The organism is Corynebacterium sp. MSK035 (genome assembly GCF_030232615.1).
Taxonomy (GTDB): Bacteria; Actinomycetota; Actinomycetes; order Mycobacteriales; family Mycobacteriaceae; genus Corynebacterium; species Corynebacterium jeikeium_D.
Genome location: NZ_JASPJP010000006.1, coordinates 1 through 24,295, shown reverse-complemented (window position 1 = coordinate 24,295; position 24,295 = coordinate 1). Strand labels below are relative to the sequence as shown.

Annotated in this window: 15 protein-coding genes and 1 pseudogene; 5 read left to right on the top strand and 11 right to left on the bottom strand. The window is 58.6% G+C overall.

All coding sequences use genetic code 11. The features are described from left to right. Positions 1 to 10: 10 nt before the first annotated feature. On the bottom strand, positions 11 to 820 hold the full coding sequence (gene panB, locus QP978_RS05120) for a 3-methyl-2-oxobutanoate hydroxymethyltransferase (protein WP_224783789.1): 810 nt from the start codon (positions 818 to 820) through the stop codon (positions 11 to 13). 140 nt (positions 821 to 960) lie between these two features. On the opposite strand from panB, the gene QP978_RS05115 reads away from it, so the two are divergent. From QP978_RS05115 to QP978_RS05105, 3 genes are all read left to right on the top strand, one after another. Beyond that, positions 961 to 2,301, top strand: coding sequence for a glutamine synthetase family protein (locus tag QP978_RS05115; RefSeq protein ID WP_069359215.1), 1,341 nt, complete (start codon positions 961 to 963; stop codon positions 2,299 to 2,301). A 61-nt stretch (positions 2,302 to 2,362) separates the two neighbouring features. Then, positions 2,363 to 5,545, top strand: a complete 3,183-nt coding sequence (locus tag QP978_RS05110) for a bifunctional [glutamine synthetase] adenylyltransferase/[glutamine synthetase]-adenylyl-L-tyrosine phosphorylase (RefSeq protein WP_049170177.1) — start codon at positions 2,363 to 2,365, stop codon at positions 5,543 to 5,545. Between the two features lie 98 nt (positions 5,546 to 5,643). Next, positions 5,644 to 7,866: a hypothetical protein gene (locus QP978_RS05105; protein WP_239271814.1), complete on the top strand. Its 2,223-nt coding sequence runs from the start codon at positions 5,644 to 5,646 to the stop codon at positions 7,864 to 7,866. Positions 7,867 to 7,895: 29 nt separating this feature from the next. Here the strand turns inward: QP978_RS05105 and QP978_RS05100 are convergent, their stop codons facing one another. The 9 genes and pseudogenes from QP978_RS05100 to QP978_RS05060 all read right to left on the bottom strand — a co-directional run bounded on the left by QP978_RS05100 (position 7,896) and on the right by QP978_RS05060 (position 21,250). After that, the gene (locus tag QP978_RS05100) at positions 7,896 to 9,323 is read right to left on the bottom strand and encodes an MFS transporter (RefSeq protein WP_070429146.1); all 1,428 of its coding nucleotides are present in this window, start codon (positions 9,321 to 9,323) and stop codon (positions 7,896 to 7,898) included. A 78-nt stretch (positions 9,324 to 9,401) separates the two neighbouring features. After that, positions 9,402 to 11,135 carry a thiamine pyrophosphate-binding protein gene (locus tag QP978_RS05095; protein ID WP_246819339.1) on the bottom strand — a complete coding sequence of 578 codons (1,734 nt, stop codon included), beginning with the start codon at positions 11,133 to 11,135 and terminating at the stop codon, positions 9,402 to 9,404. 136 nt (positions 11,136 to 11,271) lie between these two features. Next, entirely contained in the window at positions 11,272 to 12,720 is a 1,449-nt protein-coding gene (thrC, locus tag QP978_RS05090; protein WP_049189589.1) for a threonine synthase, read from the bottom strand. A 123-nt stretch (positions 12,721 to 12,843) separates the two neighbouring features. Further along, the gene (locus QP978_RS05085) at positions 12,844 to 14,088 is read right to left on the bottom strand and encodes a dicarboxylate/amino acid:cation symporter (protein ID WP_180950654.1); all 1,245 of its coding nucleotides are present in this window, start codon (positions 14,086 to 14,088) and stop codon (positions 12,844 to 12,846) included. An 80-nt stretch (positions 14,089 to 14,168) separates the two neighbouring features. Further along, a complete protein-coding gene (gene brnQ / locus QP978_RS05080; RefSeq protein WP_070549801.1) occupies positions 14,169 to 15,572 on the bottom strand; it encodes a branched-chain amino acid transport system II carrier protein in 1,404 nt (467 codons plus the stop codon). Between the two features lie 467 nt (positions 15,573 to 16,039). Next, entirely contained in the window at positions 16,040 to 17,731 is a 1,692-nt protein-coding gene (gene ptsP, locus QP978_RS05075; protein WP_070862918.1) for a phosphoenolpyruvate--protein phosphotransferase, read from the bottom strand. Positions 17,732 to 17,819: 88 nt separating this feature from the next. Further along, positions 17,820 to 18,086, bottom strand: a complete 267-nt coding sequence (locus tag QP978_RS05070; protein ID WP_224433282.1) for an HPr family phosphocarrier protein — start codon at positions 18,084 to 18,086, stop codon at positions 17,820 to 17,822. Between the two features lie 162 nt (positions 18,087 to 18,248). Continuing rightward, positions 18,249 to 19,064: pseudogene (locus QP978_RS05065) on the bottom strand (PRD domain-containing protein); the annotation flags it as partial. A gap of 65 nt (positions 19,065 to 19,129) precedes the next feature. Next, entirely contained in the window at positions 19,130 to 21,250 is a 2,121-nt protein-coding gene (locus tag QP978_RS05060) for a glucose PTS transporter subunit IIA (protein ID WP_284856911.1), read from the bottom strand. Positions 21,251 to 21,511: 261 nt separating this feature from the next. On the opposite strand from QP978_RS05060, the gene QP978_RS05055 reads away from it, so the two are divergent. Further along, a complete protein-coding gene (locus tag QP978_RS05055) occupies positions 21,512 to 22,429 on the top strand; it encodes a 2-dehydropantoate 2-reductase (protein WP_048732590.1) in 918 nt (305 codons plus the stop codon). 52 nt (positions 22,430 to 22,481) lie between these two features. Next, complete coding sequence (locus QP978_RS05050) at positions 22,482 to 23,099, top strand: DNA-3-methyladenine glycosylase I (RefSeq protein WP_049189582.1); 618 nt, start codon at positions 22,482 to 22,484, stop codon at positions 23,097 to 23,099. Between the two features lie 82 nt (positions 23,100 to 23,181). On the opposite strand, the gene QP978_RS05045 is transcribed toward QP978_RS05050, so the two are convergent. Beyond that, entirely contained in the window at positions 23,182 to 23,808 is a 627-nt protein-coding gene (locus QP978_RS05045) for a hypothetical protein (RefSeq protein ID WP_049170198.1), read from the bottom strand. Between the last annotated feature and the right edge of the window lie 487 nt (positions 23,809 to 24,295).

Genomic DNA, 24,295 nt, shown 5'->3' with positions numbered 1-24,295 from the left:
AATCGAAGAGCTAACCCGAAAAGTTCTGCGCCTCAGTAGGGAACTCGCGGGAGTGCACCTGGTCGACATACTGCTTCGCTCCCTTGGTCAGCATCTCGCCGACCTCTTCGAACACCGAACTAAACGACGGCCTGCGGCCATCGGCCGGAACTGCAAAGGCATCCTGCCAGACGAGAACCTGGCCATCGCACTGGTTACCAGCGCCAATGCCACAGGTTGGGATGGATAGCTCGCGGGTAATCTCGGTGGCCAGATCCGCAGGCACCATCTCAAGGACCACGGCCGCGGCACCAGCATCGGCTACCGCATGGGCGTCGGCACGCAGCTGGTCCGCCCCCGCACCGCGCCCCTGGACCTTGAAACCGGACAGCGCGTTGACGGACTGCGGGGTGAAACCGATGTGCGCCATGACCGGAATGCCGGCGTTGACCAGCGCACGGATGCGCGGGGCGATACGCACGCCACCTTCAATCTTGATCATGTGTGCGCCAGTTTCGCGCATCATCTTCGCGGCGGACAGCACGGCCTGCTCATCGGAGGCCTCGTAAGTGCCGAAGGGTAAATCGGCAACCACAAGTGCGTTGCCAGCGCCCCGGACGACACCGCGAGCAAGCGGGATCATTTCTTCCAGCGAGATCTCGGTGGTGGTGTCGTAGCCGTAGACAACGTTTGCTGCAGAGTCGCCGACCAACAGCAGCTCGACACCGGCGGCGGAAAAAGCGCGCGCGGTGGAGTAGTCGTAGCAAGTCAGCATTGCCCAGGGGCGAGACTCAGCCTTCCATTCGGCCAGATTATTCAGACGAATCTTTTTTCCGCTCATGTCAATAGAGCATGCCATAGTCACCCGCAATTCGAGGCCACGAGGGCAGCGGTTATGACACGGGCGCGGCAGTTGGCTAGCCACGCCGGATGGTCAAAATGTGTACCGCGAATCCGGGCACCTGGGTAACGTTGGAAAGTATGAACAGTCAGCAGGAATTCGTCCTCCGCGCAATCGAAGAGCAAGATATCCGTTATATCCGCCTCTGGTTTACCGACATTTTGGGGTATCTGAAGTCCGTTGCCGTCGCACCGGCTGAGCTCGAGGGCTCCTTTGAAGAGGGCATCGGTTTCGACGGCTCCGCGGTAGAGGGCTTTTCCCGTGTCTCCGAGGCTGACACTATTGCGCAACCGGATCCCTCGACGTTCCAGGTCATGCCGCGCCTACATAAAGAAGACACAATCACGTCCGCGCGCATGTTCTGCGACATTGTCATGCCCGACGGGCAGCCGTCGTGGGCAGATCCACGCCAGGTGCTGCGCCGCCAAATTAAGGCGCTTGCCGACGAGGGCTTCCACGCGTTCATCCACCCGGAGATTGAGTTTTTCCTCGTAGAGAGTCTGGCTACTGATGGAAAGCCGCCGGTGCCAACGGACAATGGCGGTTACTTTGACCAGGCGGTCTACGACCGCGCACCGCGCTTTCGCCAAGAATCGATCACGGTGTTGGAAGACATGGGAATCCCTGTGGAGTTCTCCCATCACGAAAACGCGCCGGGCCAGCAGGAAATCGATCTGCGCTACGCTGACCCGCTGACTATGGCGGATAACGTGATGTCTTTCCGCTACATCATTAAGCAGATCGCAATGAAAAACGGTGTGCAGGCGACATTCATGCCGAAACCTTTCCAGGATTTGCCGGGCAATGGCATGCACACTCATATTTCCCTCTTTGAAGGGGACACTAATGCATTCCACGACCCGGATGATGAAAACCAGCTCTCCGACACCGCAAAGGGTTTCATTGCCGGCATTCTGACTCACGCCAGCGAAATTTCCGCTGTGACCAATCAGTGGGTCAACTCCTACAAGCGCACGGCATTTGGCGATGAGGCTCCGACGTCCGCGACATGGGGCATGGCCAACCGCTCGGCTCTCGTGCGTGTGCCCATGTACTCACCGGGTAAGGCACATTCGCGCCGGGTGGAAATTCGTTCCTTGGACTCGGCCTGTAACCCGTATCTTGCTTACTCGGTGATTTTGGCCGCCGGTTTGAAGGGAATTAAGGAGGGCTACCAGCTTCCGGAGCAGGCAGAGGACAACATCTCCGAGTTGACCAAGCGGGAACGACGTGCGATGGGCTACCGCGATTTGCCGACATCCCTGGAGGTGGCGCTGCAGGAGATGGAACGCTCCGATCTGGTGGCCGATGCTCTCGGTGACCATGTCTACGAGTTCTTCCTGCTCAATAAGTGGCGCGAGTGGCGCGAGTTCCAGCGTCAGGTGACGCAGTGGGAGCTGCGCACAACTCTGGATTACTAGTTTCCCCGTACCGCCCCCTTCCTTTTTCGTCTTTAATTTGTTTTTTGGGTGACCAGTTTCAATGGTGATGAATCGACCTCGCACATCTCGCCAATCAGTGCCGCGGCCCGCAGCGCTGGGCTTGCGTAACGACGATCGGACGCGGGCTGACCTGGAAGATTTGGGGTGGTACAACGAGGAGTCCCTACATCTGTTGTGGGGTCTTGCCGGAGCCAGCGACCCCAAGCTGGCGCTTATGGCGCTAGTGCGGCTGAAAGGCGCTCTCGACGAGCTGGAGCAGCAGGGAAAGCTGGAGAACTGGGCCACCTGGTCCGGTCTCGATGAAGCCATGCGCGAGCAGGTGCCGCTACGTACGCGTATGTTTGCGCTGCTCGGCGGCTCGAGTGCACTGGGCGATCACCTGGTTGCACACCCAGAAAAGTGGGTTCTGCTCCAAGCTGAGTTTCCAACTGAGGCAGACATGTTCCGCGAGATGCTCTCCAGCGTCGGGGCTGTGCCCGAGGTCATCGAACTCACTGATGAGGCCAGTCTGGAAAAGCAGGAGGATCCCGAGTATCGCAACCCCGTCGTTGCGCCCGCCACGCTTGAAGGCCCCGGTTTGTACCGTGCGAAGCTAACCGGCCGTGAGGCCGAAGTTGCGATGCAGTGCGCCTACCGCGACTTGATTATGCGTATTGCGTGCTACGACTTGGCTGGCACGTACCCACGGGGCCCTCGCCGTCCGGGACAGCCACAAGTCCCATTCCGTCAGGTCTCGGAGGCACTCAGTGATCTGGCTGATGCGGCGTTGACGGCTGCACTCTCTGTCGCGGTGCAACAGGTCTTTCCTTCGTCGCCGGTCTCAACACGCCTGGCCGTAATCGCCATGGGCAAGTGCGGTGCGGAAGAGCTGAACTACATCTCCGATGTGGATGTCATTTTCGTCGCAGAGCCGGCGGATGCCCGAGCCACCCGTTTGGCCAGCGAATTTATCCGGATTTCTTGCCACTGCTTCTTTGAGGTCGACGCGAATCTCCGACCGGAGGGTAAGTCGGGTGCACTCGTACGCACCGTGGATTCCCACGTCGCCTACTACAAGCGGTGGGCTGAAACCTGGGAGTTCCAGGCGTTACTGAAGGCGCGGCCGATGACAGGCGATATCGAGCTGGGCCGCGAATACATCGATGCTCTAGCTCCGATGGTGTGGACCGCCTCTCAGCGGGAATCCTTCGTCGATGATGTTCAACGCATGCGCGCCCGTGTGGTCCAAAACGTCCCCGAAGAGCTTCGCTACCGAGAGCTCAAGCTCGGTCGCGGTGGTCTGCGTGATGTCGAGTTCGCGGTGCAGCTGCTGCAGCTGGTCCATGGTCGCTATGACGATAGCCTCCGCGTGCTGCCAACTGTGATGGCACTCGACGCACTTGTCGAGGCTGGCTATATCGGTCGCGAAGACGGTGCCGCGCTGATTAACGCCTACGAGTTCGTCCGTCTGCTGGAGCACCGCCTGCAGCTGCAAAAGATGCGGCGGACGCATTTGTTGCCTGCCGACGACGACACCGAAGCTCTTCAGTGGCTCGGTCGCGCCTCTGGCATCGTCGGTGAGGGCGGCACCGATGCCAGCAAACCGCTGGCCAAGCAGGTTCGACTGGCCAGCTCACAGATCCGCTCCCTGCACAACAAGCTTTTCTACCGTCCACTGCTGAACTCCGTGGTGGAGCAGGACATTGGAACCCTGCAGCTATCGGCCGATGCGGCAAAGCGCCAGCTAGCCGCGCTGGGCTATCAGTACCCGGATCGCGCCTACGAGCATCTTTCTGCGCTGGCGGCGGGCACCTCGCGCAAGTCGCGTATTCAGGCGATGCTGCTACCGACGCTGATGGAGTGGCTATCGTCGACGCCAGACCCCGACGCGGGTCTGCTCAATTATCGCAAGCTCTCTGAGAAGCTCCACGACGAAACGTGGTTCCTGCGTACGCTGCGCGATGAGGGCGTCGTCGGCCAACGGCTGATGCGTGTGCTCGGTTCTTCGCCGTACGCGTCTGATCTGATTATGAGTGCGCCGGACGTGATTAAACGGTTCGGCGACGGTGCATCCGGGCCGAAGCTTCTGAATACCGACTCCGATGCAGTCGGGCGTGCGCTGGTCGCAGCGGCTGCCCGACACAACAGTCCAGCTAAGGCCATTGGTGTGGCACGTGCGTTGCGCCGTGCAGAGCTCGCGCGCATTGCCTCCGCAGATCTCTTCGGACTGATGGATGTGCAAGAGGTCTGTCACTCTCTGTCGATGGTGTGGGACAACGTGCTCGAAGCTGCCCTCGCCGCCGAAATCCGTGCGTGGTCGCTGGAGCATCCTGACTCGGAGGTCCCGGGCGTTATCTCCGTGATTGGTATGGGGCGACTCGGCGGTGCTGAACTGGGCTACGGCTCTGATGCCGACGTGATGTTCATCTGTGAACCCCGCAAGGACGCCGATGGAGCGCCGCTTGTCGACGATTCCGAGGCGGTCAAGTGGGCAACCAGGATTTGTGACTCGTTGCGTCGTCGGCTGGCAAAGCCAAGCCAGGACCCGCCATTGGAGGTCGACGTGGACCTGCGCCCAGAAGGACGCTCGGGCCCGATTGTCAGGACCCTGGATTCCTATGTGACCTACTACGAGCGCTGGGGTGAAACCTGGGAGATTCAGGCACTGCTACGTGCTACCTGGATTGCCGGCGATAAAGACCTGGGCACCCGCTTCCTTAAGGCCATCGATCCGCTGAGGTACCCACAGGGCGGAGCTGATGCCAAGATGGTCCGCGATGTCCGTCGTATGAAGGCGCGTGTTGATTCCGAGCGGCTGCCTCGCGGAGCTGATCGGCGTACCCACACCAAACTCGGTTCCGGTGCACTGACCGATATTGAATGGACTGTGCAGCTGCTAACCATGCTGCATGCCCACGAGGTGCCGGAGTTGCACAACACTTCGACGTTGGAGTGTCTGGAAGTGCTGAAAGACCGCGGAATTCTAGATGCGGAGGATACCGACGCACTTCGGGATGCCTGGCTGATGGCGACGAATGCTCGTAACGCGCTGGTGCTCACCCGTGGTAAGCGCACGGATCAGCTGCCCCAGCCGGGGCGTCAGCTGACTCAGGTCGCCGGTGCGGCGGGGTGGGAGGCATCGGATTCCAACGGTTTTATTGAGCACTATTTGCGTCTAACTCGTCACTCCAGCCGTGTCGTCAATCGTGTGTTTTGGGGTGAGGAGAACCCCGACCACGAGTAGACCGGGCAGAGGTCTGCCGAACCTCGCTGCGAGGCTGATTATGTGGCAGTGGGGTGCAGCCTTTGTCTTAGCACGGCGACCGGGCATAATGGTGGGCTATGGAACGCAACGTCGATTACTCGGTACGCCCTAGGTATGAGGATTTCATTCTCAACCTCGATGGCACCGACCTGCGTTTTTTATTGAGCCGCACGTGCCCAGCCGCTGATACCTCAGCTGCTGGGCAAGAGGCGGTGGAATTGCTGATGTCACAGGATTCAGCGCATACAGCGCTGTCTTTTTGTGATCCCGATGTTCTCGATGTGGCCCACTTAGTTCATATTCTGGAGGATTCCGCATCGCTGGATACCCTCACAGAAGTGGCTTATTGGGCATCGGATGCGGACGTGATGGCGCACGATACGCCGAAGGGTGTTGACCGCAAGCGTCGTCGCGTCGGCAAGCAGCAGCTTGAGCATGTGCTACGCCGTGGCCAGCGCCAGGGGCTCGTGTGGGAGGAACCGGCGGGCGTGTGGCATGTGCCGCCACATGTTTCGGAGGTGTTCCCGGCGGAACCGAGCCTCAGCTTCCGCGTCGCCGACTTGGTGGCGAATATGCCAGCGGATGTGCTGAGTCGCCGTATGGAGCGCATGGGGCTGGAGCCGGATAACGCGCCGGGAGAGGGCACATCGCGAGCTCTGAACGCCAGCGATTTAACGGTGCGGAATGTGCAGGCTCGCCAGGTGGAGCACATTGCAGGCTTCCTCTGCGATCCGGTGAAGGTGCGGGCTCTGGTGATGACAGCTCCGGTGGATATTCGCAATGAGCTGCGCTGGATGGCAACCGACGAGAAGTACTTGCCCTCCTATATGTGGTCTGAACTACGTGCTGACGCGGTGCGCTGGGCCGAAGAGCGTCTGCTGCTGACTGTGCTAGAAGAACCGGCGATGCCGACATTCGAGCAAGAATCGGAAGCACGCAACGAATCGACAGTGGTTGCCCGCCTGGTGGGTGCAGTCGCGCTGGCGCTCAAGGGCGACATGTGGTCGATTCGTAAGCCGCATCCGACGGAGTCTTTCCCGGCAACGCTGGAGTCAAAGGAATTGACCGAAGCTTCGGTGGCTGCGGTGGCGTTTGCTTCGGCGTTTATGGATGCTGCGGGCAGCGGCGACGGGCGCCTGAAGGACCCGTTGCACATGTATGAGGAATCGAGCCTGCTGTGGATTCAGGACTTCGCAGCGTCAATAGGGGCGAGCGCTTTCGCGGCGCCCTGGATTGTGGAGATGCTGGTCAACGCGGGATTGATTCACGCTGACAGCGGGCATCCGACGCCGCGCGCACTGCAGTACTGGTACAACGCTGATGCCTCGACCCGATGGGCGTATCTCGCGGCGGGCTTCCTCGTTGGTCGCGGTCCGTGGCACGGCGAGTTTCCGTGGGTGACTATGGGTGTCGATGATTTGTCGCATGCCACCCTTGCCTACGGCTACCCGTATGCCGCGCGTGAAGTAGTGTCACTGGCCGCGCAGCTGGAGGAAGACCAGAAGTTCTATGGCTGCTGCGTCGAAGGGCATATGGCTTGGAATGTCGACAACCTCTGCGCTCGCAATGGCGCCGATGGGGAAGCGATGGTCGGTTGGCTGCTGGAGCAGGCCGGCATTTTGGGCATTCTCTACCATGGGCACGCCTCCTGGCAGGCCATGGCTATCATGTATGCCTTGCACGACATTTGGCTGACTGATCAGCACGTCGGTGCTCAGCGCATGGCCGAACTCATCGCTGAGTATGCCGCTGGTCAGGTGCCGACGGCGGAGGCAGTCCAGATTGCCCGCCTGTTCAAGGATGCCGCACCTAACGAGCGCCTGGCTGCCACACTGGATGGCGTCGCCAGCAACCAGGTTGCCCTCGCGTTGGACTTCATCGGTGACCGCGAAACCTGCGCGGAAACCTCCCGCTGGATTATTTCCGAGGAGAGCCTGCGTCGCGCATGCCTCGCGGTTGACGGTGATGTCGATGTCCTGTTTTCCCAGCTGGGGCCACTGGTCAATAGTTCTATGAAGCTGGTCATCTACGCCGAGCTAGTTCGTATTACCAAGACCGAGAAGCTGCAGGAAATGTATGAGCGTGAGGCCGTAGCAGCAACGCCTTCGCTTGACGACGTCCCGGAGAACGCAGCCTCCGAAACTGACACCGGTGAGCGCGTTTCCCATGGTGCTCAGACTGATGGCAGCGAACGCACGGAGGATAGCGGCCACGCAGACTCCTCCGAGCAAGCGGAGGACTCGGAGGACTCGGATGACTCGGAGGGACTGGAAGGACCAGAGCAGCTTTCGCTGTTCTAGCCGCTCCGTCTCTCGACTTCCTGTAGTTCCTACTCCGTAGGTTCCAGCTCAAAACGGCTCTGCTGGGCGACAAAGCGTGCCGCCGCACGCTTTGCAACCAGCAGGCCAACGAAACCAATCACCCACACACCGACGACAGCCAACCAGCCAATGCGGAAGGTCTCCCAGGTGTAATTTCCATCGGGAGCTGCAATATCCAGCAGGAAGCCGACACCTTGTGCAGCGAGCATGGTGGCCACAAAACCGCCCATATTCGCCAACCCAGTGCCGGTGGCGAGTACCTTGCGATCGACCTCTTCGCGCACTGAGTCAAAGCCGAAGTTGGACATTGCACCAAGACCGGCCATTAGGATGTTGACTACGATAATTGCCCAGTACGCTGGTGGGTTGCTCGGTGCCAGGAACACAATCCAGACGGCCATGTTGATAAACGCGATTGCGACAACAACCTTGATACGGTCGCGGCCGGTGCGTGCCGAGACCATGCCCATCAACGGCCCGGCGATAATTACTGACAGCGTGTTAACGACCAGCACCACACTGGCCTCGGAGGGCTTAAGACCCATACCTAGCATCATCAGAGGCATGCCCCACAGCAATGTGAAGATGCACTGATGCATCAAACCAGTCCAGTGAGTGAAGAAACCCTGCCAGCACACCGGGTGAGTGGTCACAATCTTCAGAGTCTGGCCGATAGTTAGTTTCTCATCGGCTGCGGCAGAGGCTCCGCCATCGGCAGCCGTTTTCGCGGCCTTCTTGGCGGCGCGGCGTTTACGAAGTGACATCTTGGCTGTGGAGGAGTTTTCCGGGACGTCGGCAAGCGCGATCATGCCTACGATAGCGATGAGAAGACCCGCGGTGCTCAGCGACAAGAACGCGGGCACCCACCCCGCGGCGTGCAGAATCGCGAGGAACGGGACCGCAGAGATGAACTGGCCGAGCTGGCCAAGACCAGCCGTGAGCTGCGTGAACAGCGGAGTGACGCGCAGTGGGAACCACGCGGGAAGCAGCCGCATAGCACCGAGGAATGCGGTGGCATCGCCGGCGCCGATGAATACACGAGCGATGACAGCCAGTGGATACGATGTCGTAAACGCGATGATGACCTGGCCCAGCGCCATAATCAGTGCGCCCACGACCATGGTTTTCTTGGCGCCGACGCGGTCAATGATGATGCCCGTCGGAATTTGTGCCAGAGCGTAGACGCCAACCTGCACGGCGGTGAACAGCGCGAGTTGGGAGGCGTTGATATGGAAGCGATCGAGCGCCTCGACGCCAGCGACACCCATGGAGGTGCGGCCGACGATGGCAACGATGTAGGTAATCAGCGCCGCCAGCCAGACGGCAATCGCGCGGCCAGTGACGTGCTCGCGCGGGTCCTTTGCCACCGCTGTGGCGGGCTGATCTGTTGATGAAATTTGATCTTTACCGTTACGCTGCTTTACCACTCGCCACATTGTAGACCCCATCAACCAACCGGCCTGAAGTTGGGTCGCACCGGGGGTTCTAGGCAGCCCGATTATGCCTGCGGCAATCTACCTTTGTGCCTTAGCCAGAACTTCCTTCACGAAGTCCGCAACCACCAGCCGTGAGACCTTGAAATCAATTACGGCAACGGAGGCCTCATCGGAGTTGGAAACGTCATGGAAATAGGCGTCGAGCTGGGCAAAGTCCTCAGGTGTGCCGACACTGAAACCGTGAGCGCCATAGGCACGTCCGACTGCGGCGAAGTCGTAGTCGGCAATCTCCATGGACGAGGTGTCCAACCCGACATCGCCAAACTGGTGCAGCTCCGCGCCGTAGGCAGCATCGTTAATGAACACCACGCAACCGCCACGACCACGTCGCAGCTGCTCAATCGCCGCAGGTAAATCCGCAATACCCATCGTGCCGCCACCGTCACCGGCGACTAGCACGCAATAGTCCTCGGGCCGCGCTGCCGCGAGGCCGACAAGCGACCCCATCCCCAAACCAATTGACTGAATCGCCGTGCCCACAATCACTTGCTGCTGCGGACCAGGCACATCGAGATACTTCGGTACCCACCCCAGGAAATGGCCACCGTCAGTACACACAGCGCGCTGATTGGGCAGGATACGATTCAGATACTGCAGGCACGCCCGCGGATCCAACCGGCCATCCGCGCACGTCAGCGACTCGACCTCCGCTGTCGTCGGCAGTGTCTTCAACTCCGCACGCCATGTGCTTGACGACGCCCGGGGCTTCTCCAGCTGCTCTGCCAGTACGGGCAGAAGTTCCTCCAACTTAGCCAATAGCGGTGTCACGGACGGCTGAGCGGCGGGATGGGGTTCGTCGACAACCTGGATAATCTTCGCGTCCGGTGCAAACATGTTGCCGCCACGGTTTTGGAAAGCGTTGAAGCTTGCTCCCAGGAACAGCACCACATCGGCCTGTCGAGCTAGCTCCACCTGCCACGCGTGCGCAAAACCGCCCACGGTGCCAATCTGCCACGGACTGGAAAGCACATGACGAGCCATCGCTGAGTGCATAAACAGTGCCCCCGCACCGTCCCCGATGCGGCGAACTAGATCTGCGGTACCAGAGAGCAACACACCTCTACCAGCAATAATGAGTGGGCGACGGGCAGTTTGCAGTTCCTCGGCCAGCGACGCGACAGTTGACTCCAACCATTCTGGTCGGCCGGTGTGCAGATGCTCCTGATTAGTCGACTGTGTTTCAGACGCAGATGCCGTAATCGGTGCTTCTTGGATGTCATAGGGGAGCAGCAGCACGACAGGCTGCCGAGAACTCAGTGCGTGCTGGACCGCAAAGTTTGCGTCGTCAAGCGCGGACTCGGGAGTAACGGTGCGATGACAGACGTCGAGGGCGTCGAGGAGCGCCGCCTGATTAAGGTCAAAGGGACGTGGGCGTTCCGGGTGCGTGCCGACGACAAAAATTAGCGGAATACGGGCTACTCGAGCCTCGGCCAGAGTGGTTAGCGCATTGGTAAATCCTGCGCCGCAAGTGGCGGTCGCGATGGCAAGCCCTCCACCTGCACGGTGGAATGCATCGGCGGCCCCGACAGCAGCCGATTCGTGTCGGACGGAGGAGTAGCCGAATCCCGATTCAGTAAGGGCTGACGTGAAGTGGGAGTTCGCGTTGCCGATGAGACCGAAGCAGTGGTCGCAGTGCTGGGCCAGTGTGTCGGCCAGCGCCCGCGAGACCGTGGTTGTCTTTTGGGAACCTTCCTGCGGGGAAGATGCGGGCGCGTGGGGCATAGGACGGCTATTAACTCGAGTGAAACTCATGTGAACAATTGTGAGGTAATCACGGGGGTAATAACAGCCCTATAGCCCAAGATAATGCCGTTTGCCCTTAAAAAAGAGGGCACTATTCCACATCGCTGCTGCGCGGATGGGGGGGGAGGTTGGGCTATGCCCGGTTTTAAGCCACGTTGTCGTCGATGAACTTCTTCACCACATCGACATCATTCGGCAGCTCAGTAACGCGGCGCGGGGCATTCATGATGTCCGCGAAACGCTCCGGGCAGTCCGGCTCGCGTCCGGTGGCCTCCAGGATGGTCTCGGAGAACTTTACCGGCAGAGCGGTCTCCAGGCAGACAATTGGGGTGGATACCTGGTCTACCAGGCCGCGGGCGACGTGGATGCCGTCAGCGGTGTGCGGATCGACCATGACCTCTAGGCGCTCCCAGCAGTCCTTGATGGTCTCGACGCGGTCAGCGTGAGTCGAGCGACCGGAGAGGAAACCGTACTGGGCAGAAGCCTCCGGGAAGATCGGATCAGCAGTAAGAGAGAAGCCGCCCTCCTTGACCTTGACACCAAAGAGGTCTGCAGTGCGCTCAGCATCGCGCCCCAGCAGATCGAAGATGAAACGCTCGAAGTTAGACGCGCGGGAGATATCCATCGATGGGGAAGAGGTAGCCTGAGTCTCCGCAGCGCTGCGCACGCGGTAGGCACCCGTGCGGAAGAACTCATCCAAGACATCGTTTTCATTGGTAGCCACAATCAGGCGGTCAATTGGCACACCCATCTGGCGCGCAATATGGCCGGCGCAAATATCACCGAAGTTGCCGGTCGGCACACTGAAGCTGACCTTCTGCGCGTTGTTCGCCTCAGCACCGTTGCCGCCAGTGACACGAATCCACGAGGAGACGTAGTACACGATCTGAGCCATCAGGCGAGCCCAGTTGATGGAGTTGACTGCGCCAATGTGGCGGCTGGCCTTGTACTCCAAGTCACCGGAGACCGCCTTAACGATGTCCTGGCAATCGTCGAAGACACCGTCGAGGGCGACGTTGTGAATGTTGGCATCCTGCAGACCAAACATCTGAGCCTGCTGGAACGCGGTCATTCGACCAGCCGGAGTTAGCATGAACACGCTGATTCCCTCACGGCCGCGCATTGCATACTCGGCCGAGGAACCCGTGTCACCAGAGGTGGCGCCGAGGATGTTCAGGGTCTCGCCACGACGAGCCAGTTCATACTCGAAGAACTCACCGAGCAGCTGCATCGCCATATCCTTGAATGCCGCTGTGGGGCCCATGGACAAGTGACCGATGTAGAGCTGATCTTCCAGCTTCGTCACCGGCACAATATCCGGATCGGAGAACTTCGGGTAGGTGTACGCCCGTGCACAGATACCGCGCAAATCCTCCAGTGGAATGTCGTCCACAAAAAGGCTGACGACCTCTGCAGCCAAGGCTGCGTAACCGTCGTCGACAAGCACGGAGCGCCAACGCGTCAAAGTGGCATCGTCAACCTGTGGGTACTCGACCGGCAGGTAGAGGCCACCGTCGTTAGCGAGACCTCCCAGGAGAATGTCTGAGAACTTGTGCGGCGTGCGCTCTGGGTCGCGAGTCGAAATGAAGTCCAAGGCGGGCCCCTTACATGTATGCCAACACCCGCCGCATCGGCCCATAAGAAGGCCTTTTGAAAGATTGCGACGGGGTTGACCGGTGGATGTTTTCTTTAATTTTTACATATGCACCGAAGCCAGTTAGGCCTCGGTTGTGGAAGATGCGGAATTGGCCTCTTCAGCGTCGAAGCTGAGCTCTTCGGAACGGTCGATGACATCATCCTTGGCAAAGCGGTTAACAATCATGGCAATTGCACCGTCACCAGTGACATTACATGCGGTACCGAAGGAGTCGATGGCGACGTAGGCGGCAATCATCAAAGCGACCTGCTCCTGATCGAAGCCCAGCATGGACTGCAGCACACCGACCGCGGCCATAATTGCGCCACCCGGAACGCCCGGAGCCGCAATCATGGTGATACCCAAAGTGAGAATGAAGCCGATGGCCATGCCCGGCGAAAGCGGCTTGTCCGCCATGAACATCACCGCAAACGCGAACAGCGTGATCTTCATCATCGAACCGGCCAGGTGGATGGTTGCGCACAGCGGCACGGTAAAGCCAGCGACCTTCTCCGAGACACCATTCTTCAGCGCGGCCTTGTACGTCACCGGAATGGTAGCGGCCGAGGAGGAGGTGCCGAGTGCGGTGACGTAAGCCGGCAGCATGTTCTTCAGGGACGTCCACGGGCTACGGCCAGCGATGGCGCCAGCGATGGAGAACTGGATTGCCAACAGGAGCACGGTGCCGATGACTGCCAGAAGCAGCACCTTGAAGAACATCGACAGCGTCGTGGTCAGGTTGCCGTTCATGCCCATAGACAGGAACATGCCAAAGATGTAAATCGGCAGCAGCGGGATGATAAACGCCGAGATGATCTTCATAATCACGTCGCGCAGCTGCGTCGCACCGCGGTAGAGCGAGTCCGACTTCACGGTGGTCATCGCCACACCGACCGTGAAAGCCAGCAACAGGGCGGTCATGACGTCAAACGGCGGTGGCATCTCCACATTGAAGAAGCTCTCCAGCGCGCCCTCATCAATATCCACCGATGCGCCGGCTTGGTCAGCGCCGAGCAGCCAAGGGTAGAGCCCCTGGGTGGCGGCGTAGGCCAGCAAGCCTGAAAACACCGTCGAGCCGTAGGCGATAGCAGTGGTAATACCCAGCCACTTTCCGGCGCCGCGGCCCAGGCTGGCAATCGCCGGCGTGATGAGGGCAAAAATCAGCACCGGGATAAAGAAGCCCAGGAAGTTACCAAAGAGGCCATTGAAAGTGACAAAAATTCGAGCCAGCCATTCCGGGAAGAAAAAGCTGCAGACAATGCCCAGAATAATCGCGACAATAACGCGGAATAGGAGCGTTTGCGTAAAACGCATTCGGGTACTCATAGTCAATCCTTGTTCGGATGGAATTTACTTCTCTAGCGTGCGGTATTTACGTTATGCAACGCAAATAACCGGGTGTGGTTTTACGCCTTTTCGGCTACCTCTTCTGCAACGGTCTCGTCGGCAAGCACACTCGCCGGGCGATTTGCGCGCTGCTTTCGCGTGACGACGTCAATTGCGTAACCAATTACCGTCGCTGCCAGAGTTGGCAGGAACCATCCGAACTCGATGGTCTGACCAGGTACGAGACTGAGGAAGTCCGCCAAAGCAGAACCACCGACACCCAAACCGGAGAGCACCGAGATACCCGACCAGATGGTGGCAACCCAGACGCCCAGGCGGTAGGTGTAATGCAGCTTGAAGGAGTAGGAAATGACCGGGTCGAGAAGAGTCAGTGCAATCAGCGTGATAGCCGGCGGGTAAATAAAGGTGATGATTGGCGCGGCAATCGCCAGTACCTGAGACAGCCCCTGTGTTGCCATTACGAAGGACATGACCGTGAAGATAATCGCCCATGCCTTGTAACTGATGCCCGGAAGTAGCAGGTTGAAGAACTCGCTGGTGGCGGCAATCAGGCCGACAGCCGTGGTCATACATGCGAGCAGAACGATGAGGCCGAAGACGATTTGTCCGACCTGGCCCATGGCCAGCTTGGAAGCCTCTGCGAGAATGCCCGAGCCGTTATCGAAGGAGGCGGCATTCGGCAGCACCTGGCCGACATAGCCCAGACCCAAGTAGATGATGGCCAGCAAAATGCCGGCGAACAGGCCTGAGATCATTGTGCCGCGAACCATACGCTTGCCCTCTGGGACACCGCTGACGCGGAGGGCAGAAATGACAATGATGCCGAATGCCAGGCCGGCGATGGAGTCCATTGTGAGGTAGCCCTCGACCAGGCCGGAGGCAAATGGGGTAGAGGAGTACTTCTCAATTGGCGCAGCCGGAGCGGCATCGAATTTGAATGCCGACATTCCAACCAATACAACCAAGAGAATTAGCAGAGCCGGGGTGAGGATCTTGCCCAGTTTGGACACAATTTCATTCGGATTCCACGCAAGTGCTAAGGCGATACCGAAGAAAACAAAGTAGAAGGCCGCAGCGACGGCCAGTGAATCACTGCCGAAAATCGGCTGGACACCGGTTTCGTACGACACGGCACCGGTACGCGGCAGAGCGTAGAAAGCACCGATGGAAAGGTATGCGATTACCGGGAAGCCTAAGGAAAAGATGCGGCCCGCGCGAAACGCTAGGTCACGCAGGTTGTTGCCTGAAATGGCGATGGCGATGATGGCCAGAACTGGCAACGCCACACCGGTGAGCAGGAAGCCGGTGATTGAGGGGCCAAAATTGGTACCGGAATCCACTCCGAGCTTCGGCGGGAAGATGAGGTTGCCCGCGCCGAAGAACATCGAAAACAGCATGAGAGCTGTAACAACGATAATGGAAGCGAAAGACTTCGGGGACTCCACTCCGCTCGACTTGGTCATGAGAATTGTGTTCTTTCTAAATTAGTGTCGCCCGTAAGGTCAAGGGCGATGCTGCAAGCTGCTGTGGCGACGCCGTTGTTGCCTGTGCTGCGGTGGCGCAAACGCCCGTTACAACAGCGCAATTGCAGTTCGTGTGCCCATGTAGATGAAAGGCCACGATGTCGAAAACTGACACTCTTAATGTGAAATTGTGAATTTTCACGGGCTGGGTGGAGCCTGATGCGTGAATTAAGTTGCGGCTTGTATGAGCCGTCTTTATTGGAATTATTAAGGGGCTTCGACGGCGTTGGTGGTGCCGACGAAGGCACTCTATTTATCCTAATGGGGCGTTCGAGAGAGAGAAAATCAAGAAATTTCCCAGAAAATTTGCTGCCTGTGATGGGGCAGCGAACATAAGAGAAAGAGCCTGGCGCACACGTTTACGCTGACAGCGTGTGTACGCCAGGCTTAGTGCTAATTCCGTCGCTCTACAGCAGATCCTTCACCTTCGGATCCACCAGCGCGGTCACTGCGGCCTTCGCATCGGCCGCAGTTTCGGCATCGACAGCGTATGCTGCCATCTGCTGGCAGGTAGCGCGGTCGTGGAGGCGGAGAGCGGCGCGGACGGCCGGCACCTTCTTGGAAGCCATGGACAGCGAGCTCACGCCGAGGCCCACCAGGACCAGTGCCAGCAGCGGGTCACCGCCGGCTTCACCGCAGACACTAATGGGCTTGCCGGTAGCATTGCCGCCCTTGCATGCGGACTTAATCATTTGCAGCACAGCCGGCTGCCATGGCGATAGGAGATCCGCCAGAGCCCCCTGCATACGGTCGGCCGCCATAGTGTACTGCGACAAGTCGTTAGTACCAATGGAGGCAAAGTCCACAATGGACAGCAGCTGCTTCGCGCGAATTGCTGCTGCGGGGACCTCAATCATGATGCCGACCTTCGGCAGGCCACGCTCCCGTGCCTTGTCTGCAAACCACTTTGTTTCTTCGACCGTTGCGATCATCGGAGCCATAACCCGCAGGTCAGCCTTACGGCCGGTGGCGTCAAACGCAGCGGCGAGTGCATCCAGCTGCGTATCCAGCAAATCTTCCCGAACCTGCGACAGGCGCAGTCCGCGGCGACCCAGCGCCGGGTTTTCTTCCTCGCCTAGGTCGGCAAAGCTCAGCGGCTTATCCGCACCCGCATCCAGCGTGCGCACAACCACGCGTCGCTCACCGAATGCCTTCAGCACACGAGTGTAGGTTTCCGTTTGTTCCTCCAAACTCGGAGCCTTGTCGCGGTCGAGGAAAAGGAACTCAGTACGGAACAGGCCGGTGCCCTCATTATCTTGCGCTGCTGCAGACTCACCATCTTCCGCCGTACCAATGTTGGCCAGCAGATTCACGGGGTACCCATCAGCGGTCTTGCCTGCGCCCACAGACTGTGCCAGGGCTGCTTCCCGGCGTCGAGCGCGCTCTTCTAACGCGGCGACCTCATCGGCGGTCGGATTCGCAATTACCTCACCGGCGCCGCCGTCAATGGCGACGAAGGTACCGGCCTCGAGTTCCATGACGCCCTTCGCCTTAACGACGGCTGGAATGCCCAGCTGTGCTGCGAGGATAGCCGTGTGACTGGTCGGCCCGCCACCGGCGGTGGCAATGCCTACGACAAACTCGGGGTCAAGACCCACGGTTTCGGCGGGCGCGAGATCGTCGGCAAGCAGAATAGTGGGGGTGGAAACATCCGGGACGCCCGGTTTTGGCAGGCCACGCAGCTCGCAAATTGTGCGGTCGCGAACATCGTAGAGGTCGGTGACACGTTCAGCCATGTAGCCACCGAGACTGGTTAGGAGCTGCGCGTAGTCTTCAACGGCATCGTGAACGGCCTGGGTGATGCCGGAGCCTGCCTTGAGTTTCTTCACCACGGCCTTGGCGAGCGCCCTATCGGAAGCCAGTTGCGCAGTGGCCTCCAGAATCGGGCGTGCCTGCGGGCTGGAGTGCTCAGCCTGCTTCTTCAGCGACTCTGCGACGTTGGCCATCGCCGCGCGGACGCGCTCACCATCGGCGACGGGATCGGTCGACGACGGCTCTTGAGTATCAACTCCCGGGGCGGGGAGTACCTTTACTACTTCAGCGCTGGCCGTACCGGTCGAGACACCGATGCCATAGATGACAGTGTGCTGCTCGTTCATTGCTTCCGATCTCCTTTTCGGGACCTCTGCGGGGATACTCGTCGGTCGTGGTGTGCCGTGGTGTTATCCAGGAGCGTTCTAGCTGGGCTTACTCGGCATCAAGGTCGCGCTCGAGCATGGCTGCAAGCTCGTCCAGAGCTGCAGCTGCGGAGTCGTCCTCGCAGCTCAGCGTGACTTCGTCGCCGTGCTTAGCGCCGAGGGTCATGACCTCCAGGATCGAGGCGGCATCGGCCTCTTCGTCGTCAAGGGAAATGACAATGTCGTAGTCGTACTCAGCAGCAGCCTGAGTGAACAGGGAAGCCGGGCGAGCGTGCAGGCCTACGGAGGAACCGATGGTAGCGGTACGAGTAATCATGGTTGAATCCTTTCGGGTCGAATATGTGAAATTTTCTGACTCAGGCACAGTGCCTGTACACCCCACCGCTGGTGCTTGCTTAGCATCAACGTCGCGCACGCTCCGGGAAACCCTGGAGGCGGTGGGAGATACAGCCGCTGCCTGCACAATGCGTGCAATGTGCAGGGTGAGGTAGGAAACTTCGTCTTCCGTCAGCCCCGACCCCAGACGCAGTTCAATGACTGCGGAGATACGCTGTGCGCAGCGAAACGCCTCTGGGGCGGAGTCACGGATGGCCTGGCCAATAGCGGAGGAGTTATCTTTCAACTGCTCATGCTTGGCAATCCGGACGAACAAGTAGCGCAGGTGCGTGATGAAGCGCCCTACATTGACAGTCTCTGGCTCCAGCGTGATACCAAAATCACTTTCAATGATTGTGAGCAGCTGCTGCAGCACGCCCGTCATGGTGTAGGTGAAGCTCAAATCACCCGTGGCAAACCCGGCGTTGACCAGGTGCAACGTAATAGCCACTGCTTCGGAACGGGGCAATGGTGCTATACGACGGTCATTGAGAGCGTGATTGATATGCGACAAAATCGCCTGCGCCTGCGCGTATTCTTCACTATAAAGTTGGCTGACTTCCGCGAGCAGCGGGTAATCTGCTCGCTGCCCGTTAGCTGCCCTCATGATGGCGAAACCAATGTGATCGGCTAACGCCACAAGGAGGGAAGCGTTCTTCGTCATCGATTCCGGCAGGCCGGCTGCGGTTACCGCATCGGTCACAAGAGTCATGTGAGCCAGCGGAATTTCTGTGAGCATCGTGGCAATATGGTCCGGATCACGGCCTTCCGCTGGGACAAAGATGCGAACAACTTTGCTCGAATCAACCGGCTGCCCCGGGCGGGCCTTGAAGCCAATGCCGCGGCCGGTGATGATTTTCTCGCCGGTCGCGTCCTTGGCCAGGACCACGTTGTTATTGAATACTCTCAGGATTTCCATGTCGGTAACCGTGAACTCCTCCATAAGTTGAGGGATTTCAGGCCGGTATGCCTTCTAGAAATCAATTATGGCTGAACTTCGATGACCGTGTCGCCGGCTTGGACGGAGATGCCGGTGACCGGGGAAACCTCGGTCAGCTTCTTGGTATTGGTGATGGTCATCAGTGTCGTGGTTGGGTAACCAGCTTCCTTGACCTTGTCGAAATCGACCTCGGCAAGTACATCGCCGGCCTCGACGTGCTGCTTCTTGGAAACCTGGACATCGAAGCCTTCACCGGCCATCTTGACTGTGTCGATACCGACGTGGACGAGTACCTCTACACCGTCATCGGTCTTAATACCGAAGGCGTGACCGGTCTTTGCCACAGTCATCAACGTGCCCGATACGGGTGCGACCACGGTAGAACTGGTTGGCTTGATACCGACACCGTCACCGAGAGCACCGGAGGCAAAGACCGCGTCGCCGGCCTCGGCAAGGCTGACAACCTCACCGGCAACCGGGGCCTGCACCTGTACAGGCTTGGTATCAACGGCAGTTGCGACACCACCGGCGCCAGCTGCCGCAGCAGCCGGTGCGGCAGCCTCGGCGTTGGTACCAGCGTCACCGGAAGCCTCAGCTGGAGCCGAATCGGAGCCACTGGTGGCAGCGTGTGGGGTGGCGTCGCTGGGTTCGTCGTCAAGCTCTGCGGCGCGTGCGGCCTCGGCCTCAGCCTTCTCTTCCGGCGTGCGGTAGTCGGTGAGAATGATGGCGAACATGGCGACGAAGAATGCCACGGCGACGGAAATCAGGTAGACCCACATCGGTTTGAACACGACAGTGGTGATGAGGGAGGTGAAGACGAAGGCGTTGGTTGTCACACCACTGAACGGAGCCGACAGGATGGCGATAGTCAGACCGCCGGCAAAACAACCGAGCAGCATGCGTGGGTAGATCCGCTTGAAGCGCAGGTGAATACCGTAGAGGGACGGCTCGGAGATACCACCGAAGAGACCGGCAGCGAGTGCACCCGTTGCAGTTTGGCGCATCTGAGTGTCGTGGTCGCGCATGGAAAGAACCAGCACACCGGCAGTTGCTCCGAAGCAGGCGAAGTTCCAGGCACCCATCGGGCCTTGGATGAAGTCGTAGCCGAGAGTCTGGATATTGACCAGCATCAGCGCATTCAGTGGCCAGTGCAGACCCAGTGGCACCAGGAACGGGTAGAGCATCGGGATGAGAATTGCGAACACAAACGGTGCGTTCGAGTTCATCCATGCCAGGCCGGAGCCGATGCCGTTACCCAGCCAGATTCCCAGTGGGCCGATGAGGAAAGCGGTCAGCGGAATCATAATCAACATGGAGATAAACGGCACGAAGACCATCTGCACATTCTCCGGGAAGATCTTCTTCAAACCGTGGTAGACCACTGCCAGGATGGCGACCATGATCAGCGGTACAAAGACCTGTCCGCCGTAGTCATTGAGCTGCATTGGCAGGCCGAAGATGTTGGCGGTGAAAGTTTCGGTACCGAGTTCCTCGTTGACTGTCTTGATGGTGTCCGAGAAGCGATCGGTATCCTGCAGACTCATAAACTCCGGCGTCATTAGGGCAGCCATGATGGCTGCGCCCAGCCATGGATCTACCCGCAGCTTCTTCGCTGCGTTGTAGGCGACCATGATTGGCAGGAAGTAGAAGACGCTGCGCCACATGGCGTCAACAAAGATCCAAGTAGCGGACTTATCCTCAGCGCGGAAGTCGACGATGTTCAGACCGTCGAGAACCGCGGCAATAGCGATAATCAGCGATGCGCCCAACAGCACGCCCAGGATTGGGCGGAACGAATCGGAGAGGTACTCGAAGAAGTTGTCCAACCAGGAGTACTTGCCGCGTGCCTTCGAGCGAGCTTCTGCCTTAACGTCTGCGTCGGACTTAGTGGCGACTGCGCCGGCGCCCTTCATTTCCGGTAGATGCTTAATTGCCGTGTACATCGATTCGACGCCACCGCCACAGATGACCTGGTAGCGGTTATCGCCCTGGTGAACGACACCGAGTACGCCCGGCACCTTGTCAATCTTGTCCTCGTTGATCTTGGAGACATCACCGAGTTCAAAACGCAGACGCGTCGCACAGTGCGTCATGCTTGTGATGTTTCCGGGTCCACCGAGGTTTTCAACTATTGCCCTCGCGCTGGAATCTTTTGACGACCCCATCGTGACCTTCCTTCACAGTAAGCAGGGCCGTTAAACGCAAAAAGACCCGAGGCGCCACAAACTGTGGGCCTCAGGTCTTGCCTCAAAAGAGTAACAACCCTGGGTTGATATCTATTAACTTCGACCCTACTCCGCTTTACATAGTTTTGACAAGGTAGTAATTCAAGCTCAAATTTCACATTTGGGGATAGCCTGGATTGTCTGTGGACAACCGCATGCAACCTATTTCGCGCTCAGTGCGGAAGTCGTAAGGTGGCAGCTATGAGGATTGGAGTTTTAGGTGTAGGAGCTGTCGGCGGCTGGTTTGGCGGTCGCCTCGTGCAAGCGGGTTATGATGTCGTCTTTCTCGCCCGCGGCGAGACCCTGACACGTCTTCGTGAGGTGGGGCTCACGCTTATCGACGAGCACGGGGAACGCAGCATTATCCCCGTCAAAGCAGCCGACAATTGGGGTGAACTCACTGCCGATGGCGTCGACGTCGATGTTGTGATTGCGGCAACCAAGGCGCTGCCGGGCAACGATCCTTTCCCGCAAGTTCCGGCTGGTGCAGCAGTGGTGACCACCCATAACTCGGTGGAAATCCCTTATTTGGCAGCGGGGCGGTTCGGTGAAGACAAGGTGTTCCCGGGTGTTATCCGCGGTTTCTTTATCCACACTGGCCCGGCAGAAGTCACCTTCCGACCAGGACCGATGAGCCTGAACATCGGCACATTCGATGACTCCACTAATGACCTGGTCGGGGCAGTTATCGAGGCATTGCACATGGCTGGGCTCGGTGGCGAACAGCTCCCGGATATCTGGGTCGATATCTGGGCAAAAGCGATGTTCGTGGCTAACCTCGGTGCCCTAGGTGCCCTGGCTGATAGTCCGATTGGTTACTTGCGTTCGGAAATGCGCGACAGCTTGACGCGGATGTTTGAAGAAACCGAGGCAGTCGGTCGAGCCTGCGGCGTTGCGCTGCCAGAGGACATCGTGTCGCGGACCTTGGCCTTTACTGATGATCAAGGGTACGACAACACCTCGTCGATGCAGCGCGACTACACCGCGGGACTTACCAATGAGCTCGATGCCCAGATTGGCGCAATCCGCCGGATGGGGCAGAAGGCGAAAGTGGAAACGCCGACGCTGGATCTGGTGTATGGCGCTCTGGTTGGGCGTCAACACAAGCATAAGAATTAAGAGCTGCGGTGCTCAGCTAAGTCAAACCGGAATTGGGGGATTGGAAAGACTGATGAAAATTGGATCGGACTACACGGAAAACAATGGGCTCATCATCGGTGAGGATGGATTGGCTCGACCGGCATGGGCTGCTCACAGTGAGCTGCTGAGAGAGTACTACGACACCGAGTGGGGGATGCCGGTGCGCGATGAGCAAGGACTATTCGAACGGCTCAGCCTGGAGGTATTTCAGGCGGGGTTGTCGTGGGAGACAGTGCTGAAGAAGCGGCCCGCGTTTCAGGAAGCCTTCGCGAACTTCGACCCCGATGCGGTTGCTGATTTCGATGACGAAGATGTCGAAAGATTGATGAATGATGAACGAATCATTCGGAATCACAGGAAGATTACCGCGGTAATCAATAACGCCGCGGCGACGATTGCTCTGCGTGAAAACGGCGGCTTAGCCGAGTTGATGTGGTCGTTTAAACCGGAGAAGTCTCCCGAGCCACGTTCAATCGAAGAGGTGCCCAGCTACTCCGAGGAGTCCAAGGCGCTTGCCAAGGCATTGAAGAAAGCTGGTTTTAAGTTCGTAGGCCCCACCACGGTCTTTGCATCAATGGCTGCCGTGGGGATTGTCGATATCAACATTGTTGGCGCACATCGGCGCGGTGCCTCTGGCGTTTTTGGCTAGGGGAAAGGGGGATTTAACTAGCTAGGGGGAAAGAAAAGAGCGTGCCACCCGGCACGCTCAAAATCTTTCGGTTCGTGTAGAACTACTTGTTCTCGTAGGAGTCGGAGTAGTTCTGGCCGTCCTCAGAGGTCCACTTCATGGTGTCCTTAGTGAACGGCTGCTCCCAGCCGTTTTCAATCTCGGACTCCGGAGCGGTCGGCAGACCAATCTCGTTTTCCAGTGCGCCGTTGGCAACCCAGGTCTCGCGAATCTTACCAATCAGCGGCTGTGCACCGTTGGTCTCCGGGGACTCAACGAAGGTGACGTTCTCGTATTCAGCGGCAACTGCGTCGCCGACCTTCTTAGCGGACTTGAACTCGCCAGCCTCAGAATCGTACGGGGAGGTGAAGGAAGAAGCTGCCTCGGTGATGGACTCAGGCAGGTCAGCCTCTGCCACATCCTCGCCAGCAGCGTCGCCCAGACCCAGACCGTTCATAGCCTCGCCGGCCTTGTCCTTAGCGCCATCAGCAGCCTCGCCGGCCTTGTCCTTAGCGCCGTCCATAGCGTCGCCAGCCTTATCAGTGGCGTCGGTTGCTACCTGGCCAGCCTGATCCTTGGCGTTGTTAGCAGCATCCTGTGCATCATCGGAAGAACATGCAGCCAGGCCGCCGAGTAGGGCGGCGGAGCCGACGATTGCGGTAGCGATACGGGTCATCTTCTTGTTCTGCATTTCAAAACCACTTTCTTGAGAGCTAACTAAGTTACCTATTCAATTATTGGCATCTTCCACTATTCGCCAGAATTAAATTCAAAGAGAAATTGACAATTCTTTTGAATATCAGGCATTGGAAGAGGGCGTGGCTTTAAAGCCGTACAGAAGGAACACTAGGTAATTCTGAGGCTTGCGCAAGTCAAATAGCGTGAATCTGTGCACTCTATGCACTATTTGTTACCGAATTTGCGTGATTGCGAAATTGGAATAGTGCTGGTGAGGGCGTTGCGAGTAACGGAAAGGTATCAATCTTATTAAGCTTGACGTTTATTGCTTATTTTCTTTCCCTGCGGGGTTGGAGCCGCGAGCATCGTCGTCAAGCGTGTACTCGCCATCTGGCAGGACGAACCAGGCCAAGAGGTAAAGAGCTAGGGCGTGTCTCTTATATGCGTAACCAGACCAGAATCGCCGCAAGCACCACTCCCGCGCGATACGTGACCGCGAG